We start from the raw sequence: 21,988 nt of genomic DNA on the forward strand, positions 1-21,988 counted from the left end.
CCACCGACCTATAAAATAAAAGTAAGAAGAGTTTTCATCGTTGAATAGGAGATGATAATACATGAAACCCTGTGAACCTCTGATCATTTCGCATGAAAGCGGATACAATCTTCAAGCTGTCGGAAGTGTGCCGGTTGCCCACGCTTGGAGAATGATTGCGCGAGATCATAAGCAAGTGTTTGGCAGAGAGCCGCTACAAAAAGAAGAAGAGGCCGCAATCATTATCCGTTATGCGCAGGAAGAGGATGATTGCCCACAGTGGCCAGAGGGCTATTGTCTGCGTTTTGTTGCTGGTGAGAAGGGAACGGTACTACATATCATAGGCCGTGATGAGCTGGGGATCATTTATGGGTTGCTTCATTACAGTCGCTTCGTTTTGGGTGTGGAGCCATTCTGGTTCTGGGCGGAACTCTCTCCGACTAGACGGGATGCTATAGTTCTGCCGAGCCAGGATTATGATAGTGCACCGTCCAAGGTTCGCTATCGGGGCTGGTTCGTCAATGATGAGGTCTGCTTGATTGGCTGGAAGCATGATTATCCGCCGACGGAACAGGTGTGGGAGCCCGTTTTTGAAGCATTACTACGCTGCGGTGGCAACATGGTAATTCCGGGGACGGATTTACCGCGTACAGGTATCCATCATAAGCTTGCAGTAGAAATGGGATTATGGATTACTCACCATCATACCGAGCCGCTGGGTGCGGAGATGTTTTTGCGTGTTTTTCCGGGTAAACAGGCCAGCTACAAAGAGCATCCCGAACTGTTTGAACAGCTATGGCAGGAAGCGATTGAACGGCAAAAGGGAGAGAAAATTGTATGGGTATTGTCTTTTCGTGGGCAGGGAGACAAGCCTTTTTGGGAAAATGATCCTTCCTTTAATACGCCGGAGAAACGTGGACAATTAATATCTTATGTGGTTCGCAAGCAGTACAGTATGATCTGCGAATTTGTGGAGCAGCCCGTTTGCAGTATGGCGATGTATGGCGAGATTGCCGAGTTATACAAGCAGGGTCACATTGAAGTCCCCGAAGGAGTGATTAAAATATGGGCGGACAATGGTTACGGTAAAATGGTATCCCGGCGCCATGGGAATCTCAACCATCGTGTACCCGCATTGCCCGAGGTGGGGGATGAAGGCAAGAACGGTGTATATTATCATGTGACCTTCCACGACTTGCAGGCGTCAAACCATCTTACGCAATTTCCCTCCTCAGCCGAGCTGATTGTGGACGAATTAACGGCAGCATTTGCCGCAGGAGCAGACGAGTATCTGTTGGTCAATTCAGGTAATATTTTGCCACATTTATATACTCTGGATTTGGCAGCGAATTTATGGACGTATGGTAACGTGGATGCTGAACAGCAGCTTACTGACTTTATCGGGCGGTTGTACAGTCGTCAGCATCAAGAGATTTTCCAATTATACCGGGATTATTTCCATTGTACTATTGTTTATGGCCCGCATAAGGATGATCGGGCGGGGGAGGAATTCTATCACCATCCAGCGCGGCAAATGATGGGCTTTTGGCTGCAAGGTAAAGAAGGCAGTGATGAACGGCTGTGCTGGGCTGCTGGAGAAGGACCTTTTCCTGAGCAGGTACGCTGGTTCAAGGAAAAAGCCGAGTCGGCAATCCCCGGCTGGGTTGAACTGCGAGAGCGGTGTCTGCGAATTATGAAACAATTGCCTAAAGACGAATGTCGCAGGCTTTATAATCAGCTTCTTGTGCAGATTGAATTGCATCTGAGCGGCTCCCGTGGGCTGGCTAACATCTGCATCGCTTACGGGTTATTTCTTGAAGAAGATTATCCACGAGCATTTATACAAGCTTCGCATGCAGTTTGGAGCTACCAGATGGGTAAAGAAGCGCTCTTGCTCGCAGGAACTGGAAGATGGGAGCATTTCTACCGGGCGGATTGGTTGACCAATCTCGATAACACCATTTCTCATGCGGACACGGTGCGGAGATTTCTTCGAATTCAGGGAGATAGTCCCGATATGTTCCTGTGGTACAAACAATATGTAATGCCCGAAACAGAGAAACATATCTACCTGGAAAATACGCATCGCAAGCCGTTACCCGATGATGAATTGGCACGCTGCTTGGAGAAGGTGCTATATTAGAGGACTCGGTCCCAGTAAAAGAACCTTCCGATCCATCAAGATGGATTGGAAGGTTCTTTGTAACTTAACCCATGTTTTGTTTAGCTTCTGCATATCTCATGATGCAACTTTCAAGTTACCATCATCTGCAGACCTCTAAACAATTTTTTCTTCCATCCATACCGTTTCTAGTTTCAGGTCTACTCATATCTTCTTGCAGAAAAGCCGTGTTCCTTGGCAATCCACGAAATGACGAAGGCAAGAAGCATAAGGATAAGCAACGTCCACGGAAAAGAGTGAACCCCAAGCGTCTCTAAAAGAATTCCGCCAAGCAAGCCGCCCCCGCCAATGGCCAGATTCCAAGCGGTTACAAGCATAGACTGAGCTACATCTGCACTCTCGCCTGCCGCTTCGGCCAATGCGGTCTGTAATAAGGTAGCGGCACCGCCGAAGGTCAGTCCCCACAGGGCAACACTTAAATACACGATGGCAGGTTGGTGACTTCCGATTCCTAGTGCCACAGCAGTTACAGCAAAGCCAAGGGTACTCATGAGTACCAATAGACGCAACCAGCGGTCGATCAATGCACCGATCAATCCAATTCCGGCAACCGAAGTTATCCCGAAAATAAGCAGCACCACATCCGTTCGGGAGGCCAGTCCAGCCTGACTCAAATAAGGAGCGATATAGGTGTACAGAATATTATGCGCCAGTACCCAAACCAAAACGACAAGTAAAATGGGACGTACACCGGCAATCGTGAAAACCTTACTCAGCGGGAGTTGCTGTTGGGAAGCCTGTCCGGGAAAATCCGGAAGTTTCCAGAGCACCCAGACGACTAAGACTACCGCGAGAAAGGACATGGTACCAAAAACCGTTCTCCAGCCAACAAGCGCACCGAGGAACGTTCCTAACGGAACGCCGAGGGCAAGAGCCAGCGGGGTTCCTGACATGGCGACAGCCATGGCGCGTCCTTTTAGTGAATCCGGAACCATTCGCCGGGCATAGCCAGCAAGCATTCCCCATAACACACCAGCGGCTACGCCTGCAAGGAAACGGGCAGCCAGCGTCAAGATATAGTAAGAAGACAGTGCCGTAATGGTGTTAAATATGAGAAAGCCAATGATACAGAGCAATAATAAAGGCCGTCGTCGCCAGCCCCGTGTTGCGGCAGTCAACGGGATTGCGGCAGCGAGTGAACCGAGAGCATACAACGTGACCAATTGGCCAGCCAAAGCTTCCGATATTCCCAGTCCTTTGCTGATTTGTGGCAATAGACCAGCGGGAAGCGTTTCGGTGAGAATACAAATAAATCCGGTCATAGCAAGCGCCAGTAACCCGCCCCATGGAAGTCCTTTAGATGAAGCTGTATCTCTGGTAGTGCGTTCGGTAAAATTCAGATTTGAATTCATATTCCAATCCCCTTCTAATCAAGCATTACATCTGCTCATAAGGAGCAGGAGTTGTTTTTTATCATAAGGTATGTTTTGATATAACTGAAATACTATTATTTCATATAGGGAATAACCGTATGGTTATAAAGGGTGTATGTCTGTGAATATGAATCATCTTGAAGTGTTTATGAAGGTTGCGGAGAAAATGAATATGACGGAGGCTGCTAAAGCGCTGTTTATTTCCCAGCCTGCGGTTAGCAAGGCTTTGATCCAATTTGAAAATACTTTGCAGGTAAAATTGTTTATTCGCGACAAGCAGAATGGACTCTTACTGACCGAAGTGGGAAAAGAAATGCTGAGTCTGGCCAGGCAAATGAAGGAGATCGAACATAAAATGGTTCAGCTTGCGTGTCAGGAGAATAAGCTTTTGCGCGGTAAAGTGAAAATAGGCTCCTTCCCGGCGGCCTCTACGAACTTGCTTCCGGAAGCGATCTGCTTATTCCGCTCCCAATATCCGGAAGTCACCATTGAGCTGATGGAAGGAAACTCGAATCAAATTAAACAATGGGTGGAGGAGCGTACTGTTGAAATTGGAATAGTAGCTTCTCCATTTGATCATTATGACATCCGCATTCTTGAACACGACTCCATGGTTGCCATCATACCGGAGAATCATCCATTGCAAGCAGAACACGAGGTTTCTCTGGAACAGAACAGGAACGACCTTATCTTCTGTAAAGGAGGACATGAATCTGCTGTATTAAACACCTTGCATGAGCAGCAAATTCCTTTCCAGGAGAGTCTCACGGTCCAAACGGCCGAAACGTTAGTCCATATGGTCCAAAAAAAGCTGGGCATCGGCATTATATCGAAGTTTACGCTTTCCTCGGTGTCCCATTCACTAATCGTTAAAGAGATTATTCCCCGGATTACGCGGGATATCGGAATTATCGCGCATTCCTTTGATGAAGCGACCCCGGCAGCCCGTGAATTTGTAAAAGTGTTGAGTCAGTTATATCGTTCGAGTGAGTAATTTAATAAAAGGGCCTTTGCAAAGCAAGGGCCCTTTTATATGGAATGTTTTGGGAGATATGAGGAATGAAGTATAGAGTTTATTTATAAAATGGGAGATTCATGCTGTTGTTGCATTACAGACTGAACAGCCCGCTGCCAGCCAGTATAATATTTCTCTCTGGTAGCGTCATCCATCTTTGGTTCATATGCTTCATACATTTTAAGATTGGAAGCGATTTGATCTGGATCGGACCAAAAGCCTGTGCCGAGCCCACCGAGATAGACTGAACCCATGGCCGACAGCTCGGCACATGTGGATCGGGTCACAAGGTTGCCCAGAATATCGGCCTGAAATTGCATCAGCCAAGTGTTGGAGGAAGCCCCGCCGTCCGTGCGCAGGCCGACCAACTCAATCCCGGACTGTTCCTGAATAAACTCTATAGCGTCCCGTACTTGGTAAGCGATGCTCTCCAGCGCAGCCCGGACAATGTGTCCTTTGCCAGTTCCACGGTTCATACCGATAATTGCCGCCCGGGCGTAGGGATTCCAATAGGGAGCGCCCATTCCGACAAAGGCAGGCACAAGATAGACGCCATCGTTTGCAGGAACGCTTTCGACTAAGCGCTGCATTTCCTCAAAGGTAGAGAACAGTCCTAAGTTGTCCTGCGTCCATTTGATGCTGTCACCTGTTGTCCGGATGATGGCTTCAAGTGCATACGTAACAGTTCCGCCGACCCCCCAGGCGATAGCGGTTACAAGTCCGTCACCGCCATCCACCGGATGATTCCCTACGTTCATTAATACAGAGGTGCCCGTGCCAAAGGTTGCTTTGGCTGTTCCGGGCTTGAAACACAGATGCCCATACAATGCCCCTTGTGAATCCCCAATGACGCCCGAAATCGGTATTTTCTCATTGAAAAGGTCGCAATCTGCCGTATATCCGAAAATAGCGTCGGATGGTTTAACCTCGGGCAGCAGGGAAGAAGGAACGGAGAACAACTGAGTAAGCTCTTCATCCCACTCCAGCGTGTGGATATTGAACAGCGATGTACGGCTGGCATTTGTATAGTCGGTTGCATGGTTTTTGCCGCCGGTAAGCTTCCAGACTAGCCAACTGTCCATGTTCCCTGCAAGTAGCCTCCCTTCAGCCAGCAGGTTGGCAGCTCCTTCCGCATGTTCAATGATCCATTTGAACTTGGCAGCGGAGAAATAAGGGTCAAGCATAAGCCCTGTTTTGGCGTGGATGGTGCTTTCGTGGCCAGCTTGCTTTAGTTCGGCGCACAGGTCCGCCGTACGCTGGCATTGCCAGACAACAGCATTATATATTGGCTGACCAGTCGCCTTATCCCACACCAGTGCCGTTTCGCGTTGATTGGTGATTGTCAGCGCAGCTAGCGCGGACGGGTGGACGCAGGCTTGCTCCAATACGCTGCGGGCCGTTATTTTGACATTTTCATAAATTTCGAGCGGATCATGCTCTACCCAGCCGGGATGGGGGTAATATTGCTTATGCTCCATCCCGCTGCGGGCGATTACTGTGCCCTGATGGTCTACAAGGAGTGCTTTGGTGCCTGAAGTACTCTGGTCGATGGCCAATATATATTGTTGATTGTGCTCCATATGCTTCGCCCTCTACTTATTAATCAATTCGAATGCAATTTGTTTGATATTGTCACCCGTAATGCCGTAGTGGTGGAAAACTTCCGCCGATTTACCGGCAATCGCCGGCTCATCCGGGATGCCGAGCACTCTCATAGGAACCGGGTGATTCTGCACAACAACTTCTGCCACGGCTGCGCCGAGACCGCCGTAAATGCTATGTTCCTCAACGGTAATGATGCGTCCAGTTTCACGTGCAGCGGTAATGATCGCCTCTTCATCCAGCGGCTTGATTGTATGCATGTTGATTACCCGGGCGGATATGCCTTCGTCGTTGAGTGCCTTGGCGGCATCGAGTGCGATTCGCACGGTTTCACCGACACCAATAATTGTAACGTCGTTGCCTTCTCTCACAGTTATAGCTTTGCCTATTTCGAATGGGTAATCATCGGTTTCGTAAACGTCCTCAACGGGATTACGCCCGATTCGCACGTATACGCCGCCGTCATATTTTACAAGCGCTTCGGTCAGTTTCTTCGTTTCGTGACGATCAGCAGGCAGGACAATCGCCAGTCCCGGAATTGCACGGGCTACTGCGATATCTTGCACGGAGTGGTGTGACATGCCAAGCGCCCCGTAGCTGACGCCTCCGCTAATGCCGATGAGCTTCACATTTGTCCGCGAATAAGCAACGTCAACTTTGACTTGTTCAATACTGCGCATACTGAGGAAGCAGGCTGGTGAAGTCACAAACGGTTTTTTGCCGCTGTGGGCCAGGCCTGCAGACATGCCTACGATATTCTGTTCGGCAATGCCGACCTCAACGAACTGCTCCGGGAACGTATTGGCAAAGGGAGCCATTGCAGCAGAACCGCGCGAATCGCTGGCCAGTACCATGATATCACGGTCGTCTTTGGCCAACTCCAGCAGTGTGTCACAGATTACTTGGCGATTAGGAATTTTATTCATGCTTAATGCACCTGCCCTTTCTGCGTCAATTCTTCGATCGTTGCCTTTAGCTCTGTGAGAGCCAGCTCCAACTCTTTATCATTAGGCACATGGTGATGCCATGCCGGGACATTTTCGGCGAACGATACGCCTTTGCCTTTGGTGGTATTGGCCATAATTAACGTTGGCTTTCCAGCTACTTCAGGGGCGGACCTGAATGCCTTAAGCAATTCTTCCATATTGTTGCCGTTGATAGAGACGACGTTCCAGCCGAAGGCAGTCCACTTCTCTTCCAGCGGCTCCAGTCCCATGACTTCTTCGGTAGCACCGCTGATCTGGAGTCGGTTGCGGTCGATAATGCCGATCAGGTTATCTAGCTTATAATGAGAGCCTGCCATAGCGGCTTCCCAGTTGGAGCCTTCGGCCTGTTCGCCGTCTCCCATTAAACAAAATACACGGTAAGGACGGTCATCCCGCTTGGCAGCTAGTGCCATGCCTACGGAAATGGGCAGGCCGTGGCCGAGGGCCCCGGTGTTCATTTCAATCCCTGGAACCTTGTTGTTCGGGTGGCCAATGAGTCGGGTACCGAACTGGCTATAGGTCTCCAGCTCTTCTTTTGGGAAAAAGCCCCGGTCGGCCAGAATACACCATAGAGATTCTACGGAATGCCCTTTGCTGGCGATAAAGCGATCACGGTCATCCCATTTTGGATTAGCAGGGTCAACGTTCATAATTTCATAATATAAAGCCGTTAAAATGTCTGTATTGCTCAGCGATCCCCCTGTATGTCCCGTTTTGGCGCGGTGAATGATGGTTAGCAGGTCCATGCGGATTTGTGCGGCTTTGACTTTCAGTTCCTGGATTTCCATAATGTCCTCCTCAAGATAGATATTATAGGGATGGGCTTTGTCGCTTTAGACGTCTCAAACGTGAATGTTCGAGCGCTTATTACGGGCGAGATCGGATCCTCTAAGCCAGCTTTGAATTTCCTGTTCCGTGGGATCGACCGGATCAGGCGTCAGGCCGGGTATATAATTGCAGGCCTCATAAATGGCCGGGATCACATTGGCGTGGATACCTACGGAATGATGGACGTAAGGCCCTTTTACGAGTTTTTCCTCCCACAGCGGCCAATCGTTTACTTCCACCCATACGTAGGAGCCGCGGGTATAAGGACCTTCAATACCCCGGGCACGCCCGAGGAACATGGAGTACTCACCGTGGTCGCCGTCAAATCGGGCAATGGTCATACCGCCACCGCGGATTTCGCCTTCATGCGTTCCGGGAGAATGGTCGTCGAAGAGAAAATGTTTGCGTAACTTCGGTTTGTTCTCTACGGAGAGCGAGACCGGGAAATTGCCACAGTGGAAGAGAAGTTCGCCGTTATCATTCTCAGGATGTCGAACAGTAATATCTGCGAAGAAGGTTGGCAATGTGTTCATGGAGGCAGCCTGCACCATAATGGAAGTAATGGCTCCATGGATATCTGTTTCACAAGTAACCGGAATTTGTTCGTCAGTCAGGATTGCATTGGCCAGACACGGCATAATAGATATGGCATCCTGCAAAGAGGACCAGCACTGAATTGCGATAGCGCTGCTTCCCGTCTCACGGGCGAAGGATTTCATGGCGACCTTTAAAGCAGCTATCCGTCTTATATCATCTTCGGTCACTTCACTGTAATCGAGTTTTTCTTTAATGTAATCCATCGTTTCCAGAAGCTCGGAGCTATTGCTGGAGGCGATTTTTTTGGTTCTAAGCTGAATGTCGACAATGGTAATGGGATGAATCTCAATGCCGAAGCGTTCCAGCAGTTCGCCTTCATTGCACATCATCGTCCAGAACGAAGCAGGGCGGGGGCCAATCTGGAGAATGCGTAAGCTCTTGAATTGGCGCACGACGTTGGCGGCAGCCACAAAGTTGGTAAAGCCTCTTTCGAAAACCGGATCATTCACCCAACTGTTCGTTACATAGGTGAAGGGAACGTTGAATCTTCGCAGCACTTTACCTGTGGCAAAAATACCGCATTGGGTGTCGCGAAGACGCATGCCGTCCGCAAGCGGCGCTTCATCCCGCGGTCCCCACAGCAGGACAGGCTTGCCGAGCGCCTTGCCTACACGAGCTACAGTATCTTCTGTACCAAAGTTGCAATGTGGAAAAAAAACAGCGTCGACTTCTTCCTCTTTGAATCGCTTTGCAATTAAATCCGCGTTTATATGGTCGTCATACAGCAAGCCTTCCTCATTAAGGCCCTCCAGGTCTACAATGTCGATATCCATGCCAAAGCTCTCAATTTTCTTGCGAATTTCCACTTTGTACTTAAAGGCATCGTCGGCGCTGAACGTAAATCGGCGCGTCGGAGCATAACCCAGCTTTAATTTCTTCATGATCATGTCTCCTCTGTACTTGAATAAACAACATTTGCTGAACAAAATAGAATAAATAAACTAAACAAAATTAAATTAGTTTAGTTGTAAAAACTAAATTCAATGAATATTTCTATGTCGAGGCCATAGTAACATCGAATTAAAACGGTGTCAATGAATTATTCAGTGATATTTAGTTATAAATACTAAAAAAATAACTAAACAAATATAAATTAATTCAGCTAATTATTGCATCGCATCTCAATTCGGTGTAAACTTCACTTATTCACTTCACTGCTGTGTTCATCTTATTTAGAATGGAGAATTAGGGCATGAAAATGGAAGACATCGCTAAGCTGGCCAACGTATCCAAATCAGCTGTTTCACTGGCCTTCAGTGGTAAGCCGGGTATTGGCCCGGATACGCGTGAACGTATTCTCCAAGTAGCCCACGAGGCAGGATACAGTCCCAAAAGCAAGACGATAACGGCTTCAAGAAGTGATAAGTCCTTGCTTTTTCTCGTTTGTACAAATTCGGGCATTGTCCTTGAGGAATACTATCAGCAGCCATTTTTTAAAGAATTAATCCAGTTTATTGAGGAACGTTGCCGACAAAAAGGGTATTCGTTGATCTTCTCGACGGTCGACGTAGAATTTTTCCAGAGGGATATCCAGATGGTTGCAGAGGAGAAACGCAGTGCAGGCACCATTGTTCTGGGAACCAATCTGACCCGTGAGCAGATCAGTGATATTCATGCTAAGCTGCCGAATCTGATTGTGCTGGATACCTGCTTTGATACGCTTCCCGTACAATTTATCCAGATTAATAATGTTATGGGTGCTTATCAGGCAGGAGCTTATTTATGCGATATGGGTCATACCTCAATCGGTTATATTGCTTCAAATGTACGAATTCATAATTTTGAGGAACGTAAACGCGGATTTTTGGCGGCACTCATGGAACGGGGGCTGAAGATTCCGGAGGCACAAATGCTGGCTGTAGCGCCAACCATTCTTACTTCGCAAGAGGATCTGAATCGGCAGTTAACCGTTTATCTGGAGAGCGGGAAAACATTGCCGACGGCCTGGTTCTGCGAATGCGACTATATTGCAATCAGCGCTATGAAGACCATGAGCGAGCTTGGCATCCGGGTGCCGCAGGATACTTCAATTATCGGCTTTGACAACATTACGGAATCGGTCATTGTTACGCCGGAGCTAACGACCATTCATGTAGAAAAAGAAAGAATGGCCGTTCTGGCTGTCGATCTCCTGACCGATACTATTGAGCAGGGAACGCAGGTTACAGCAAAAATCACAGTGGATACGAAATTTGTAGAGCGCAATTCCTGTGCTGCTCCTGCCACTTTCGTACCTAAAGGCGAGCTAACCGAGCAGGCCTGAGTAAAGGATAGATTTGGACAAAAGAACGGGGGGTCACCTTGAATGAATACGCGAATGGTTTCGATTCTACAGCATTTGCTGGCTGCGGACACTCCTGTCAAGAGCGAGCATCTGGCAAAATTGATCCAGGTTACTTCACGTACCGTACGTAGCGATATCAGAGAACTGGATGAATTTCTGGCCAAGCATGGAGCATCGATTCAGCCTGTTCGTTCAAGGGGGTATGAACTGAAAATCACGGACGACCGCAGCTTTCGTACGCTCCTACAGCAGTTGTTCCTGTATAACGAACCGGATGATCCCAATTCTCCTGAATACCGACAGCGTTATTTAATCTCGCGCCTCCTGCTTACAGAAAATTATTTGAAGCTGGAAGAGTTGGCGGATGAGTTATACATTAGCAAATCCACCGTACAAAATGATTTCAAAGAGGTTAAGCATATGCTACAGGCTTACGGAATCGGCATTGATAAGCGCCCGAATTACGGTGTCAAGCTGAGGGGCGACGAGGTTCGCTTACGTTTCTGCATGTCTGAATTCATCGTCAACCGTTCTGAAGAAGAAAGGACTGGGGGCGTGGAGGCCGCATCGAGAATGGTTACCCCTTGGGAAATGACACTCATTCGCGGTATTATTCTGGAGCAAACCCAGAACCACGGGGTCACTTTGTCGGATGTTGCCTTCAACAACCTGTCCATTCATATCGCTATAGCTTGCAAGCGTATTCGCGATGGGAACCGGGTCGCGATGCTTTCCGATGAAAGGGAAGATTTTCGGGCTACCGAGGAATTTCGAGCCGCTGAACATATTGTTAGCCACATTGAAAAGCAAATGGATTTGACCTTTCCGGAGGATGAGGTTGCTTATATCGCCATGCATCTGGCCGGGAACAAGTGGTTTGAGGGAGTTACGGAGCAACAGACAGAAGAGGCGGGGCCTCAGAAGCTCTTGGATCGGGGAATTTATGAGCTTGGCAGAGAAATGCTGGCTGAAATTGACAGGAACTTTAACCTGAATATCAGCCGGGATCAAGAACTGTTAATGGGCATATGTCTTCATCTGAAATCGGCGCTAAACCGCGTAAAATATGGGATGAATATCCGTAATCCGATGCTGGATCATGTGAAGAATAATTATCCTTTGGCTTTTCAGGCGGGGGTCATAGGTGCCAAGTTGATCGAGAGCAAACTGAATTTGGCTATACCAGAGACGGAAATGGGTTATTTGGCGATTCATATCGGGGCCGCCATGGAAAGGCAGCAGATGAACAACAGGCCTAAACGCTGCCTTGTCGTATGCACTTCGGGTGTTGGAAGTGCCCGCTTGCTGTATTACAAGTTACGTAGCAAGTTCGGTGAAAGGCTTGAGGTTGCTGGTACGACCGAGTATTACAAGTTGCAGCAGGTTCCTTTGCATGGCATTGATTTTGTGGTAAGCACAGTTCCAATTCCGCAGACATTATCCATTCCGGTCGTGGTAGTTCAGACTCTGCTTGGCGGCGGTGACATCGATAAGATTGAAGAGCTGCTGACGGATGAAGGCGAATTTACTTTCCGCTACATTATGGAAGAGCTTGTATTTCTGAGACAGAACTTCACTACAAAAGAAGAGATTATTACTTTTTTGGGAGAAAGAATGCATGCTTCCGGATTGATCCGCTCTTCCGAGGGATTCATCGGATTGGTGCTGGAAAGGGAAAATGCTGCTCCTACGGCTTACGGAAATCTGGTAGCCATTCCTCATCCCATTATTCCGCAAAGCAACCGGACGGTATGGGCGGTCTGTACACTGAAATCTCCCATAGATTGGTCCGGTAAGCCCGTGCAGTTCGTCTGCCTGCTCAGTATTAACAAAAACGGCGACGAGCCTCCGGCGAAAATGTATAAGCATCTGATGGGACTGGTCGATGACTCCGATATTATCCAGCAAATGCTGGAATGCAAAACCTACGGGGATTTTGCTCAAATTATTATCAAACATAAACTGTATTAAAATAAAGCTCTGCACGACCTCTGCTTGGATTTTGAACAAGCATCGTGCGGAGTTTTGCTATTTTTTCCATTGTAAGCATTTCCGCTTCTAGTGGAAAAGGGTTGCGTTTAGAAGTCGGCAAGAATCGTATACACTGAATCTGTAAGCTAAAGAGATGAAATGCATGGGGTGAATTCAATGGATGAGTATCAGGAAATCATAATGGGACTTATAACAAATTCGGGTATTGCGAAGAGTAAAGCTATGGAAGCCATCAGCTTTGCCGAGAAGGGTAATGCGGAGCAGGCAGCAGAATGTCTTGAAGAATGCAAGAACGAGCTGGTTCAAGCGCATAAATCGCAGACGCGACTGATCCAGCAGGAAGCGGGTGGGACAGCTCATGAAGTGACACTGCTAATGGTGCATGCACAAGACCATCTCATGTCTGCCATTACGACCAAGGATCTGGCGAGACATATCGTGGAACTTTACAGCAGATTGAACCGTTACGAAGCATCAGTATCCATCACACCATTATCGGGGAGGAATAACCAATGAAACAAATTACGCTTGTATGTGCAGCAGGAATGTCTACAAGTATGCTGGTACAGAAAATGCAGAAGGCTGCACAGGCTCAAAATGTTGAGGTTGAAATCAGAGCTACTTCCGAAAGCTCTTTTAAAGAGTATGCGGACAAAACGGACGTACTGCTGATAGGACCGCAGGTCGGCTACTTGGAAGATGATTTTAAAACCAAATACGAGCCTAAAGGCATCAAGGTAAGCGTAATCGACAGAATGGATTATGGCATGATGAATGGTGAAAAGGTACTTGCCGAAGCCTTAAATCTATAATCGTCTGTACAAATAGATCAACACTTTTTCATTGAAGGTGGTCAAAATGAAATATCATAAATTGAAAGCGTTTGACTCCAATTTTCTATGGGGTGGATCGACCTCGGCCTATCAGTTTGAAGGAGCATGGAACGAGGACGGAAAAGGGCCGTCTGTTATTGACACCCGTCCGCCCCGGGAAGGGATCACTGATTATAAGGTGGCAAGCGATCATTACCATCACTATAAGGAAGACATTGCCTTACTGGCGGAAATGGGCTTCAAGGCTTATCGCTTCTCGGTGGCCTGGACCCGCATTTATCCGCAGGGAACAGGGGAATTGAATCCGAAAGGCATACAGTTTTACAACCATTTAATTGATGAGTTATTAAAATACGGGATCGAACCGATCGTGACCATGTATCATTTTGATCTTCCTGCAGCTTTGGAAAAAGAAGGCGGATGGTCGAACCGTAGTACAATCAACGCATTTGAAACGTATGCGAAGACATTGTTCGAACACTTTGGGGACCGGGTGAAATATTGGTTAACTATTAACGAACAAAACATGATGATTTTGCACGGTTCCGCTTTGGGAACGTTGGACCCGAACCTGAAGAATCCGAAAAAGGAATTGTATCAGCAAAATCATCATATGCTTCTGGCTCAAGCCAGGGCGATGATTCTGTGCAAAGAAATGTTACCTGAAGCTAAAGTGGCACCGGCCCCTAACATCTCGTGCGTATATCCAGCGTCTTCGCGTCCGGAAGATGTGCTGGCGGCTGATAACTTCAACGCAATCCGCAATTGGTTATACCTTGATATGGCGGTATTTGGCCGTTACAATACGCTGGTCTGGAGCTACTTCGAGGAAAAAGGCTATACGCCTGAGATTCAAGAAGGCGATATGAGTATTCTGTCCGCCGCGAAGCCAGACTTTATCGCTTTTAATTATTACAGCTCTGCAACGGTCAAAGCCTGTACCCAGAATTCGGCAGAAAAAGGCGGGATGGGGGATCAGCAAATCTCAGTGGGAGAAGTGGGTGTTTTTGCCGGGAGTGGAAATGAGTACCTGGAACGAACGGAGTTCGGCTGGGGAATTGATCCGGCAGGCTTGCGTGTTACTCTTAGGAAGATCTATGACCGCTACCAGCTACCGCTGATCATTACCGAGAATGGACTGGGGGCTTTTGATTCCTTGGAAGAGGGCGATGTCGTAAGAGATGATTACCGCATCGATTATTTGCGCAAACATATCGAGCAATGCCAGCTGGCTATTGCGGACGGGGTGGAGCTGTTTGGTTATTGTCCTTGGTCCGCAATTGATCTGGTCAGCACCCACCAGGGAGTAAGCAAACGTTACGGATTCGTCTATGTTGACCGGGATGAGTTCAACCTGAGACAATTGCGGCGGATTCGCAAGAACAGCTTCCATTGGTACAAAAATGTGATTTCTTCAAATGGAAGCGTTCTCTAGATTATAGTACAACAGATGAAACTCTAAAGCAGGAGTTGAAGGAATATGGCTAACGAAAAAAAACTATCGCATAAATTGCAAAGATACGCTGGGAAAATTCAGCAAAATCGCTATATGAGCGCTATATCAAATGGACTGATGTCCACCCTTCCTTTTTTGATTATTGGAGCATTTTCGACGCTTTTCTCCGCACTTGCCTGGGAGCCTTACCAGAACCTCATCGCACCCATCAAGGGTATTATCGGATTAGGATCGACGATGACAACTGGCATCATCGCCCTCTATGCAGTCTTCTTCATCGCCTACAGACTGGCGCAAGCTTTTGATAAGGACCCGCTGGTTCCCGCAGCAACGGCACTGCTCTCGTTTCTTATTTTGACGCCGATTCAAACATTCGATAAAGTTCGGGCGCTTCCACTTCAGTGGCTCGGTGCGCAGGGTTTGTTTGTCGCCATGTTGGTTGGCTTGCTCGCTTCCCGATTGTATATCTGGATTGTCGATCGCAACTGGACCATTAAAATGCCCGAAGGAGTACCGCCTACCGTTGTCAAAACATTCTCAGGATTAATTCCGGCGATACTCGTAGCTATGGTATTCGTTATTGTTTCCGGTCTGTTCATGCATACGTCATTCGATACGGTCCATGAGTTTATTTATACCTATCTGCAAGTGCCACTGGAAGGACTGGGTGGATCGCTGGGGGCTATGATTGTCGCCCTCATCATTATGCAGGTGCTCTGGATGTTCGGAATCCACGGCGCAATCGTAACGCTTGCCATCGTCAAACCGATCTGGATGAGCCTGGATCTTGCCAATCTCGACGCTTTTCAGGCGGGAGCTCCGCTTCCAAACATTATCGGGCTGGCTTTCTGGTATATTTTCTCAAACTATGCGCCGATGCTAGGCTTCGCTCTCCTGCTGGTCTTCTTGGCCAAGAGTAAGCAATTACGCACAATTGGCAAGCTCGGTCTTCCGGGGACTTTTTTCTCGATTCACGAGCCACTCATTTTCGGAATTCCAGTTGTTTTGAATCCGCTCCTGGCTATTCCGTTTATCGTTGCTCCTATCGTCTGCGCGATCCTCGGTTATTTTGCGACAACTGCGGGCTTGCTGCCTGCACCCATCGGAATTTACCCGGCATTTGGCACTCCGATTTTTGCTCTGGGCTTTATTGAGGGGAGCTGGAGACTTGCAGCTGCACAGCTTTTGCTCATTCCCGTTTGTATGTTGATTTACTATCCGTTCTTTAGAACGCTTGATAAACAAGCGTTGAACAGGGAACGCGAAGCACAGGAGAAGTCAGAGCAGGAGGGAACGGCTGGAGCCCAAGCTAGTATCGTTACTTCATAAATGAGCAATAAAAGGGAAAGCGGCGAACTGTTCGCCGTTTTCTGTCATTACAGCAATAAGGGGGATGCCATATGATAAAGCTTGGCATAGCGGAGAACAAACGTTACTTTGTCAATGAAGGAGTTCCATTTTTTTATCTGGCGGATACCGTCTGGAGCGCATTTACCAACATCTCACTGGAGGAATGGGCTGATTATCTTGACTACAGAAGTAGCCAGGGGTTTAATGTTCTGCAAATCAATTTGCTGCGTCAGTGGGATGCCAGCGGCAGTGATTTGGATTACGAACCGTTCGAACGGATTGAGGACGGGAGCTACGATTTTTATTCGCTGAATCCAGACTATTTTGACAGGGCGGAGACAATGGTCGAGATGGCGGTGAGCAAGGGATTTGTACCCGCGCTTGTTTTGCTTTGGTGCAATTATATCCCGGATACATGGGCGGCCAAGCTTCGTGATGAGAAAAAAATGCCTCTGGAGGCGGTAGAACCGTATGTGCGTTACGCGGCAGACCGATTCTCAAAGTATCACCCTATCTATATCGTGAGCGGGGATACCGACTTCCCGTCAGAGCGAGCAAACGAGTATTACCGCACCACTCTTCACGTTGTGAAGACACATAGTCCGGAGTGTTTGACTACTCTTCACATTCAGGGGAGACTAGCAGATCTGCCGGATGAGTTCATTAACGATCCTAATTTGGACTTTTACATGTACCAATCAGGTCACAATTCGCAGTTTCAGTCCAAGGCCTACACCTTGGCGTTGGACTTCTACAACAAGCGGGTAACACGGCCTGTGCTAAACTCGGAACCTTGCTACGAGATGATGGGATACAGCCGGAGAGAATACGGTCGTTTCGGCCGTGCCGACGTGCGTAAAGCTGCATGGCAAAGTCTTTTGTCCGGTGCGGGAGCCGGCGTAACCTACGGAGCACATGGAATATGGAGCTGGCACAAAAAAGGGAAGCGCTTTGGAGTTACCGGGGAAGGTTTTGATAGCCCCTATGAATGGCAGGCTGCCCTTAAATTTGAGGGAGCGTGGGATTATGGATTCGCGAAGTGGCTGTTCCAGATGTACGGACTGGTAGATTTGCAGCCTTGGAACATAGTACTTAAGAACACGGAAGAGATTCGAGTTGCCTCAACCAGAGGCTTCGAAAAAATTGCTATTTATGTGCCGGTGAACACGGTCCTGAAGCTAGACGCCGATCTCAGAGAATATGACTTTACGATTATCGACCTGGAATACCGCCGATTTGCAGCAGCATCGGTAGCGTTTCAGGACAATGTAACGGTTATTGATATGCATAATTTTGAGGGGGATGTCATCGTGATTGGCGTGAAAGATAAGAATTGAGCGTTCCGCAATCTTCATCCGAATCTCTGTTAGATCGCTTGCAACCTTTCCATTCTGAACTACGTCAAAGAGGTTGTTAATGGCCAGGCGGCCTAATTCAACTACAAGGTGGAACTTACATGAATATGAGAAAAAGCGCATTCGCAGCCATGACCACAGTATTGCTTCTTTCCTTCTCTTTTGGAGGTCAAATGTTTGCGGCGGGCAATCCGTTCAAGGATTTGGACAGCATAAGCGGCAAAGACAAAATCATTTCCCTTCAAAATCAGGGTTTGCTCAAAGGGGTCTCTGATACGCAGTTTCTCCCCGCCTCTAGAGTGACTGCTGCTCAAGGCATTCAGTTGATCTCCGGCGGATTTCAGCTCAGTTTGGCTGCTATTGATTTTAATAAGGCGCCACAGGCCAGCGGACTGTTCTCCCATGTTAAGGATACAGCATGGTATGCCGAAGCCTTTATCAACGCGCATTATAATGGCGTGGAGATTCCCAAAGATATCGATCCTTCAAAAACTCTGACCAAGGAAGAGTTCACCCATATGCTGATTCAGGGCATGGAAAAAGCAGGCAGCCTGCCGATGATCAAAATTGCACCTGCAACGATTGCCGATGATAGCAAGTTGGAGCCTTCCTATCAAGGCAGCATTCAGCGTTCGCTTGTATATAAGGTCAATAACTTGGATGCCAGCGGAAGGTTTAATCCAAAAAGCGAGATTACACGTGCGGAAGCAGCCATTATGTTGTATAACGCGCTAGAGTATCTGAACGCTCATAAGGCTTAATCCAATGTTCTGAGCCAACCCCTTGATTGTTACGAGGTACCGTGCGGATTTGGGCTTACAGTTACTTGACACGATTATCGTTAATGCTATAATAAGGAAATCGAATTTAGATCCAACGGTAGCTGATTATCGTATGGTTTCTATCCTGGTCCTTCGGCATGTAACACAGGTAACGAATAAATAAGCTGGCTCCGGATGAGGGAGACCAGCTTATTTTTTTGTAAATAAAACGCCTAAACATTTCGGGACCCATATATCGAGAGGAGACGGGAGCTATGTTTGGTAATGATTGGGATGAAGTTTTACGGGAAGAGGTAGAACAGCCTTATTTCAATGAATTGAGGTATACATTAGCACGTGAATACAAGATACATAAAGTCTACCCTCCAAAGGAAGATTTGTTTTCCGCACTTAAATTAACACCATATCATCTTACCAAAGCGGTTATATTGGGGCAGGATCCCTATCATGGAGAGGGACAAGCCCACGGCTTGAGCTTTTCCGTAAGACCAGGTGTGCGTACACCACCGTCTCTGCAAAATATATATAAAGAGTTGCGTGATGATCTCGGCACCCCCATTCCCAATCAGGGCTACCTTGTTCCTTGGGCAGAGCAGGGAGTGCTGCTGCTGAACAATGTGCTGACCGTGCGTGAAGGACAACCGCAATCTCATCAGGGAATAGGCTGGGAACGTTTCACGGATGCCGTTATTGAGGCGATTAATGAACGTGAGCAGCCGGTAGTGTTTATTTTGTGGGGAAGCCATGCCCAGAAAAAAGCAAGCTTCGTGAATACGAGCAAGCATTTGGTTTTGAAATCCGTCCATCCGAGTCCTTTGGCGGCTCATAGGGGCTTTTTCGGCAGCAAGCCTTTTTCGCAAACCAATGCATTTTTGCTGGAGCATGGAATGGAACCGATTCGGTGGGAGATTCCTAACCGCTAGCACTGGAGGTGAGGACATGCGTCAATGGAAGGGACGTCAGGTCATTTTATATCACGGCAACAACGGTCATACCCAAAAGGTGCGCGGCACGATTGAAAAATGGGATGACACGCACAAGTGCGTTATTTTAGGCCCGAAGATGTTGTCTATTCCTTTTGAAAATATTACGTATATTTCGATGCTCCCTCCCGGGCGTGAGCGCAGAAGCCGTCATCCGGCGAAGCTAAATACTGTAGGTTATGTGATGAGCGTTCCAGTGCAGTTTGATAATGCCATTCTTTTTCAATCGGCGGTGACCGTTTGGAAAGAAGACCAGTTGATTGCCTACAACGCAAAATTGACCAGTCACACGGATTACGATGTCGTTTTGGATGATGGACAAATCTTGTCCAAGGAAGGTCATCTGTTCGTGGTCAGGTCGCTACGCGGAGAACTTTAACTGTTATAATCCACCTTTTTTCTTCCTAAGGGTTCAAATCAAGTAGCTGTTTACCGATAAAGTAATAGGATTGTTAATTATATCCTATTTATAGAACTGAAACTAAGGGAGAGAAACGAATGAAACGTATGAGCAAACGGAGTACCTTCTTACTTGCTGTGCTGATGTTTTTATTTGCAGCATTGCCAGCGGGTTTGATCCAGGCGGAGGGGAGCACGACCTCCACGGTAGAGTGGGATAGTCAAAATCCGACTACAGTCAATCTGGGTGGAAACCCCGCTCAATTAAAAGTGTGGTCATTGACAGAAAAGGGCAAAGAAGATGTTACACAAAAGGCAGAATGGATCTCTGGGGATTCAAGCATTTTAAAGGTAGATAAGGGACTCATTACTCCTGTGTCAAAAGGGCAGATTAAGATTGTTGCCACATATGAACAGCAAACGGTAAGTACAACGATTACAGTAAAATCGCCTTACAGCAAGCTGCAAATAGATCCATCCGGTCCCATCAATCTGGTGGTGAGCGGAGATTCGAAGCAATTGACTGTCCAAGGTACGCTTACGGCGGGCGGTACAGAAAAAGTATCTGGTGTGGAATGGACATCCACGAATCCGTCCGTGGCTACAGTGGAAGATGGTCTGGTTCGTCCTCTTGCCAAGGGCATGACTTACATTAAAGCAAGCAAAGATGAACTCAAAGCACAAACGATCGTGTATGTACGTTCCGCTTCCCAAGCATTAATATTGAGTCCATCCGATTCCCAATCGGCCTTCCTGGGTAGTTCACCAATTCAGGCCAATGCGACTGATGTGAACCTGACTGGTGGTAAAACTGATGTGACCAACACGGCAGAATGGACTTCCTCCAATCCGCTGGTTGCCACAGTCGAGCAAGGTAAAATCACACCGATGGATGCAGGCAATTCGACGATTACAGCGTCCTATCACGGTTTGAGCAAGACTCTGAAGATTAATGTACTTCCGACGGTTGAAAAACTGGTTTCAAGCAAAGCCAGTCTGACTCTCGAAACAGGAGGCAAAACTTCTCTTCCGAGTATATCTGCTTATTTGGTCAATGGGGCTAAAAAAGCAGTTCAATCCGATGTAAAATGGAGCTTAAGCAGTGAAAGTGCAGTTAAAATAGCAAACGGTAAGCTGGTTGCAGTGAACCCAGGCAGTGCAACATTGACAGCGACGGTAGGTGCGCTCAAACTGGATATTCCAGTGACCGTGCAATACAAAGTACTTAAACTGACCGCTTCAGAGAAAAAATACGTATTGGTTGCAGGCCAAGAAACAAGTATTCCGACAGTAAAAGCACACATGGCTGGTGGCGGAATCCTTGATGTTACCAATCAGGTAAGCTGGGTAGGTACAACAGCCGCAGTTACAGTAGGAAATGGTAAAGTAAAAGCGGTGAGTGGCGGTAACTCTGGAATCAAGGCTATGTATATGAATAAATACGTGAAAGTGCCTGTCATTGTGGAAGGAGCTATTTCTACATTGACACCAAGCTTTTCGAATGCTGAAATGAATTTGAAAGGAAGTAAGTCCATCAAAGTCACCGGCATATATACAGATGGTAAAAAAGCAACGCTGAGCAGTAAAGTGAAATGGACAACCTCGAATGCTTCCGTAGTGGTCGTAAAAGGCTCTTCCATTAAAGCCGTTGGAATTGGAACAGCAACTATTACGGGCACTTATCAAGATAAGTCGTTTAACGTTGAGATCAAGGTCACACCTAAGTTGCTCAAACTGGTATTGAGCAATAAAAACCTGAAGCTGCCTAAAGGCTCCTCTCAAGTGCTTAGTGTGAATGCAATTTATGATTCAGGCGCAACTACCAATGTGACAAGCTCAGCGGTATGGACATCCTCCAAACCGTCGATTGTACAGGTTACTGGTGGTCAGGTGAAGGCGATTGATACCGGAAGTTCCAGTATCAAAGTAGTCTATGGTGGTAAGACAGTGGCTACCTCTGTCAGAGTGTTAAAATAATCTTCATATATTGCA

At 47.5% G+C, this 21,988-nt stretch carries 18 protein-coding genes; 13 read left to right on the forward strand and 5 right to left on the reverse strand.

All coding sequences use genetic code 11. From position 1 onward, the window contains the following. Positions 1-61 precede the first annotated feature (61 nt). A complete protein-coding gene (locus ACQ4MX_RS25200; RefSeq protein WP_431087917.1) occupies positions 62-2,122 on the forward strand; it encodes a glycosyl hydrolase 115 family protein in 2,061 nt (686 codons plus the stop codon). Positions 2,123-2,301: 179 nt separating this feature from the next. Here ACQ4MX_RS25200 and ACQ4MX_RS25205 read toward each other — a convergent pair whose 3' ends face one another. Then, positions 2,302-3,513 (reverse strand): MFS transporter, encoded by a 1,212-nt coding sequence (locus tag ACQ4MX_RS25205; RefSeq protein ID WP_431087920.1) that lies wholly within the window; start codon positions 3,511-3,513, stop codon positions 2,302-2,304. Positions 3,514-3,649: 136 nt separating this feature from the next. Between ACQ4MX_RS25205 and ACQ4MX_RS25210 the strand changes: the two genes are divergently transcribed. After that, entirely contained in the window at positions 3,650-4,528 is an 879-nt protein-coding gene (locus tag ACQ4MX_RS25210; RefSeq protein ID WP_431087921.1) for a LysR family transcriptional regulator, read from the forward strand. Between the two features lie 83 nt (positions 4,529-4,611). Here the strand turns inward: ACQ4MX_RS25210 and glpK are convergent, their stop codons facing one another. The 4 genes from glpK to ACQ4MX_RS25230 are packed head-to-tail and all read right to left on the reverse strand — an operon-like array spanning position 4,612 to position 9,443. Further along, positions 4,612-6,129 (reverse strand): glycerol kinase GlpK, encoded by a 1,518-nt coding sequence (glpK, locus tag ACQ4MX_RS25215; protein WP_431087922.1) that lies wholly within the window; start codon positions 6,127-6,129, stop codon positions 4,612-4,614. 12 nt (positions 6,130-6,141) lie between these two features. Beyond that, entirely contained in the window at positions 6,142-7,077 is a 936-nt protein-coding gene (locus tag ACQ4MX_RS25220) for a transketolase family protein (protein WP_076264801.1), read from the reverse strand. 2 nt (positions 7,078-7,079) lie between these two features. Next, the gene (locus tag ACQ4MX_RS25225) at positions 7,080-7,925 is read right to left on the reverse strand and encodes a transketolase (RefSeq protein WP_023989376.1); all 846 of its coding nucleotides are present in this window, start codon (positions 7,923-7,925) and stop codon (positions 7,080-7,082) included. A 54-nt stretch (positions 7,926-7,979) separates the two neighbouring features. Further along, positions 7,980-9,443, reverse strand: coding sequence for an L-fucose/L-arabinose isomerase family protein (locus ACQ4MX_RS25230; RefSeq protein WP_431087924.1), 1,464 nt, complete (start codon positions 9,441-9,443; stop codon positions 7,980-7,982). Between the two features lie 311 nt (positions 9,444-9,754). Between ACQ4MX_RS25230 and ACQ4MX_RS25235 the strand changes: the two genes are divergently transcribed. From ACQ4MX_RS25235 to ACQ4MX_RS25285, 11 genes are all read left to right on the forward strand, one after another. Then, on the forward strand, positions 9,755-10,825 hold the full coding sequence (locus ACQ4MX_RS25235) for a LacI family DNA-binding transcriptional regulator (protein ID WP_044648221.1): 1,071 nt from the start codon (positions 9,755-9,757) through the stop codon (positions 10,823-10,825). Between the two features lie 42 nt (positions 10,826-10,867). Next, entirely contained in the window at positions 10,868-12,817 is a 1,950-nt protein-coding gene (locus ACQ4MX_RS25240; protein WP_431087925.1) for a BglG family transcription antiterminator, read from the forward strand. Positions 12,818-12,994: 177 nt separating this feature from the next. After that, positions 12,995-13,354, forward strand: coding sequence for a PTS lactose/cellobiose transporter subunit IIA (locus tag ACQ4MX_RS25245; protein WP_134913540.1), 360 nt, complete (start codon positions 12,995-12,997; stop codon positions 13,352-13,354). Continuing rightward, positions 13,351-13,650 (forward strand): PTS sugar transporter subunit IIB, encoded by a 300-nt coding sequence (locus ACQ4MX_RS25250; RefSeq protein ID WP_023989371.1) that lies wholly within the window; start codon positions 13,351-13,353, stop codon positions 13,648-13,650. Before ACQ4MX_RS25245 ends, ACQ4MX_RS25250 begins: the two co-directional genes overlap by 4 nt. Positions 13,651-13,696: 46 nt before the next feature. Then, positions 13,697-15,106, forward strand: a complete 1,410-nt coding sequence (locus ACQ4MX_RS25255) for a glycoside hydrolase family 1 protein (RefSeq protein ID WP_431087927.1) — start codon at positions 13,697-13,699, stop codon at positions 15,104-15,106. A gap of 45 nt (positions 15,107-15,151) precedes the next feature. Then, positions 15,152-16,456, forward strand: a complete 1,305-nt coding sequence (locus ACQ4MX_RS25260) for a PTS sugar transporter subunit IIC (RefSeq protein ID WP_431087929.1) — start codon at positions 15,152-15,154, stop codon at positions 16,454-16,456. Between the two features lie 71 nt (positions 16,457-16,527). Continuing rightward, positions 16,528-17,814, forward strand: a complete 1,287-nt coding sequence (locus ACQ4MX_RS25265) for a DUF4038 domain-containing protein (protein WP_134913543.1) — start codon at positions 16,528-16,530, stop codon at positions 17,812-17,814. A 119-nt stretch (positions 17,815-17,933) separates the two neighbouring features. Beyond that, on the forward strand, positions 17,934-18,593 hold the full coding sequence (locus ACQ4MX_RS25270) for an S-layer homology domain-containing protein (RefSeq protein ID WP_431087930.1): 660 nt from the start codon (positions 17,934-17,936) through the stop codon (positions 18,591-18,593). 275 nt (positions 18,594-18,868) lie between these two features. Then, the gene (locus ACQ4MX_RS25275; RefSeq protein ID WP_431087932.1) at positions 18,869-19,537 is read left to right on the forward strand and encodes a uracil-DNA glycosylase; all 669 of its coding nucleotides are present in this window, start codon (positions 18,869-18,871) and stop codon (positions 19,535-19,537) included. 16 nt (positions 19,538-19,553) lie between these two features. Further along, on the forward strand, positions 19,554-19,976 hold the full coding sequence (locus ACQ4MX_RS25280; RefSeq protein WP_431087933.1) for a hypothetical protein: 423 nt from the start codon (positions 19,554-19,556) through the stop codon (positions 19,974-19,976). Positions 19,977-20,095: 119 nt separating this feature from the next. After that, a complete protein-coding gene (locus ACQ4MX_RS25285) occupies positions 20,096-21,973 on the forward strand; it encodes an Ig-like domain-containing protein (RefSeq protein WP_431087934.1) in 1,878 nt (625 codons plus the stop codon). Positions 21,974-21,988 lie beyond the last annotated feature (15 nt).

Source organism: Paenibacillus sp. 8b26 (assembly GCF_050626875.1).
Taxonomy (GTDB): Bacteria; Bacillota; Bacilli; order Paenibacillales; family Paenibacillaceae; genus Paenibacillus.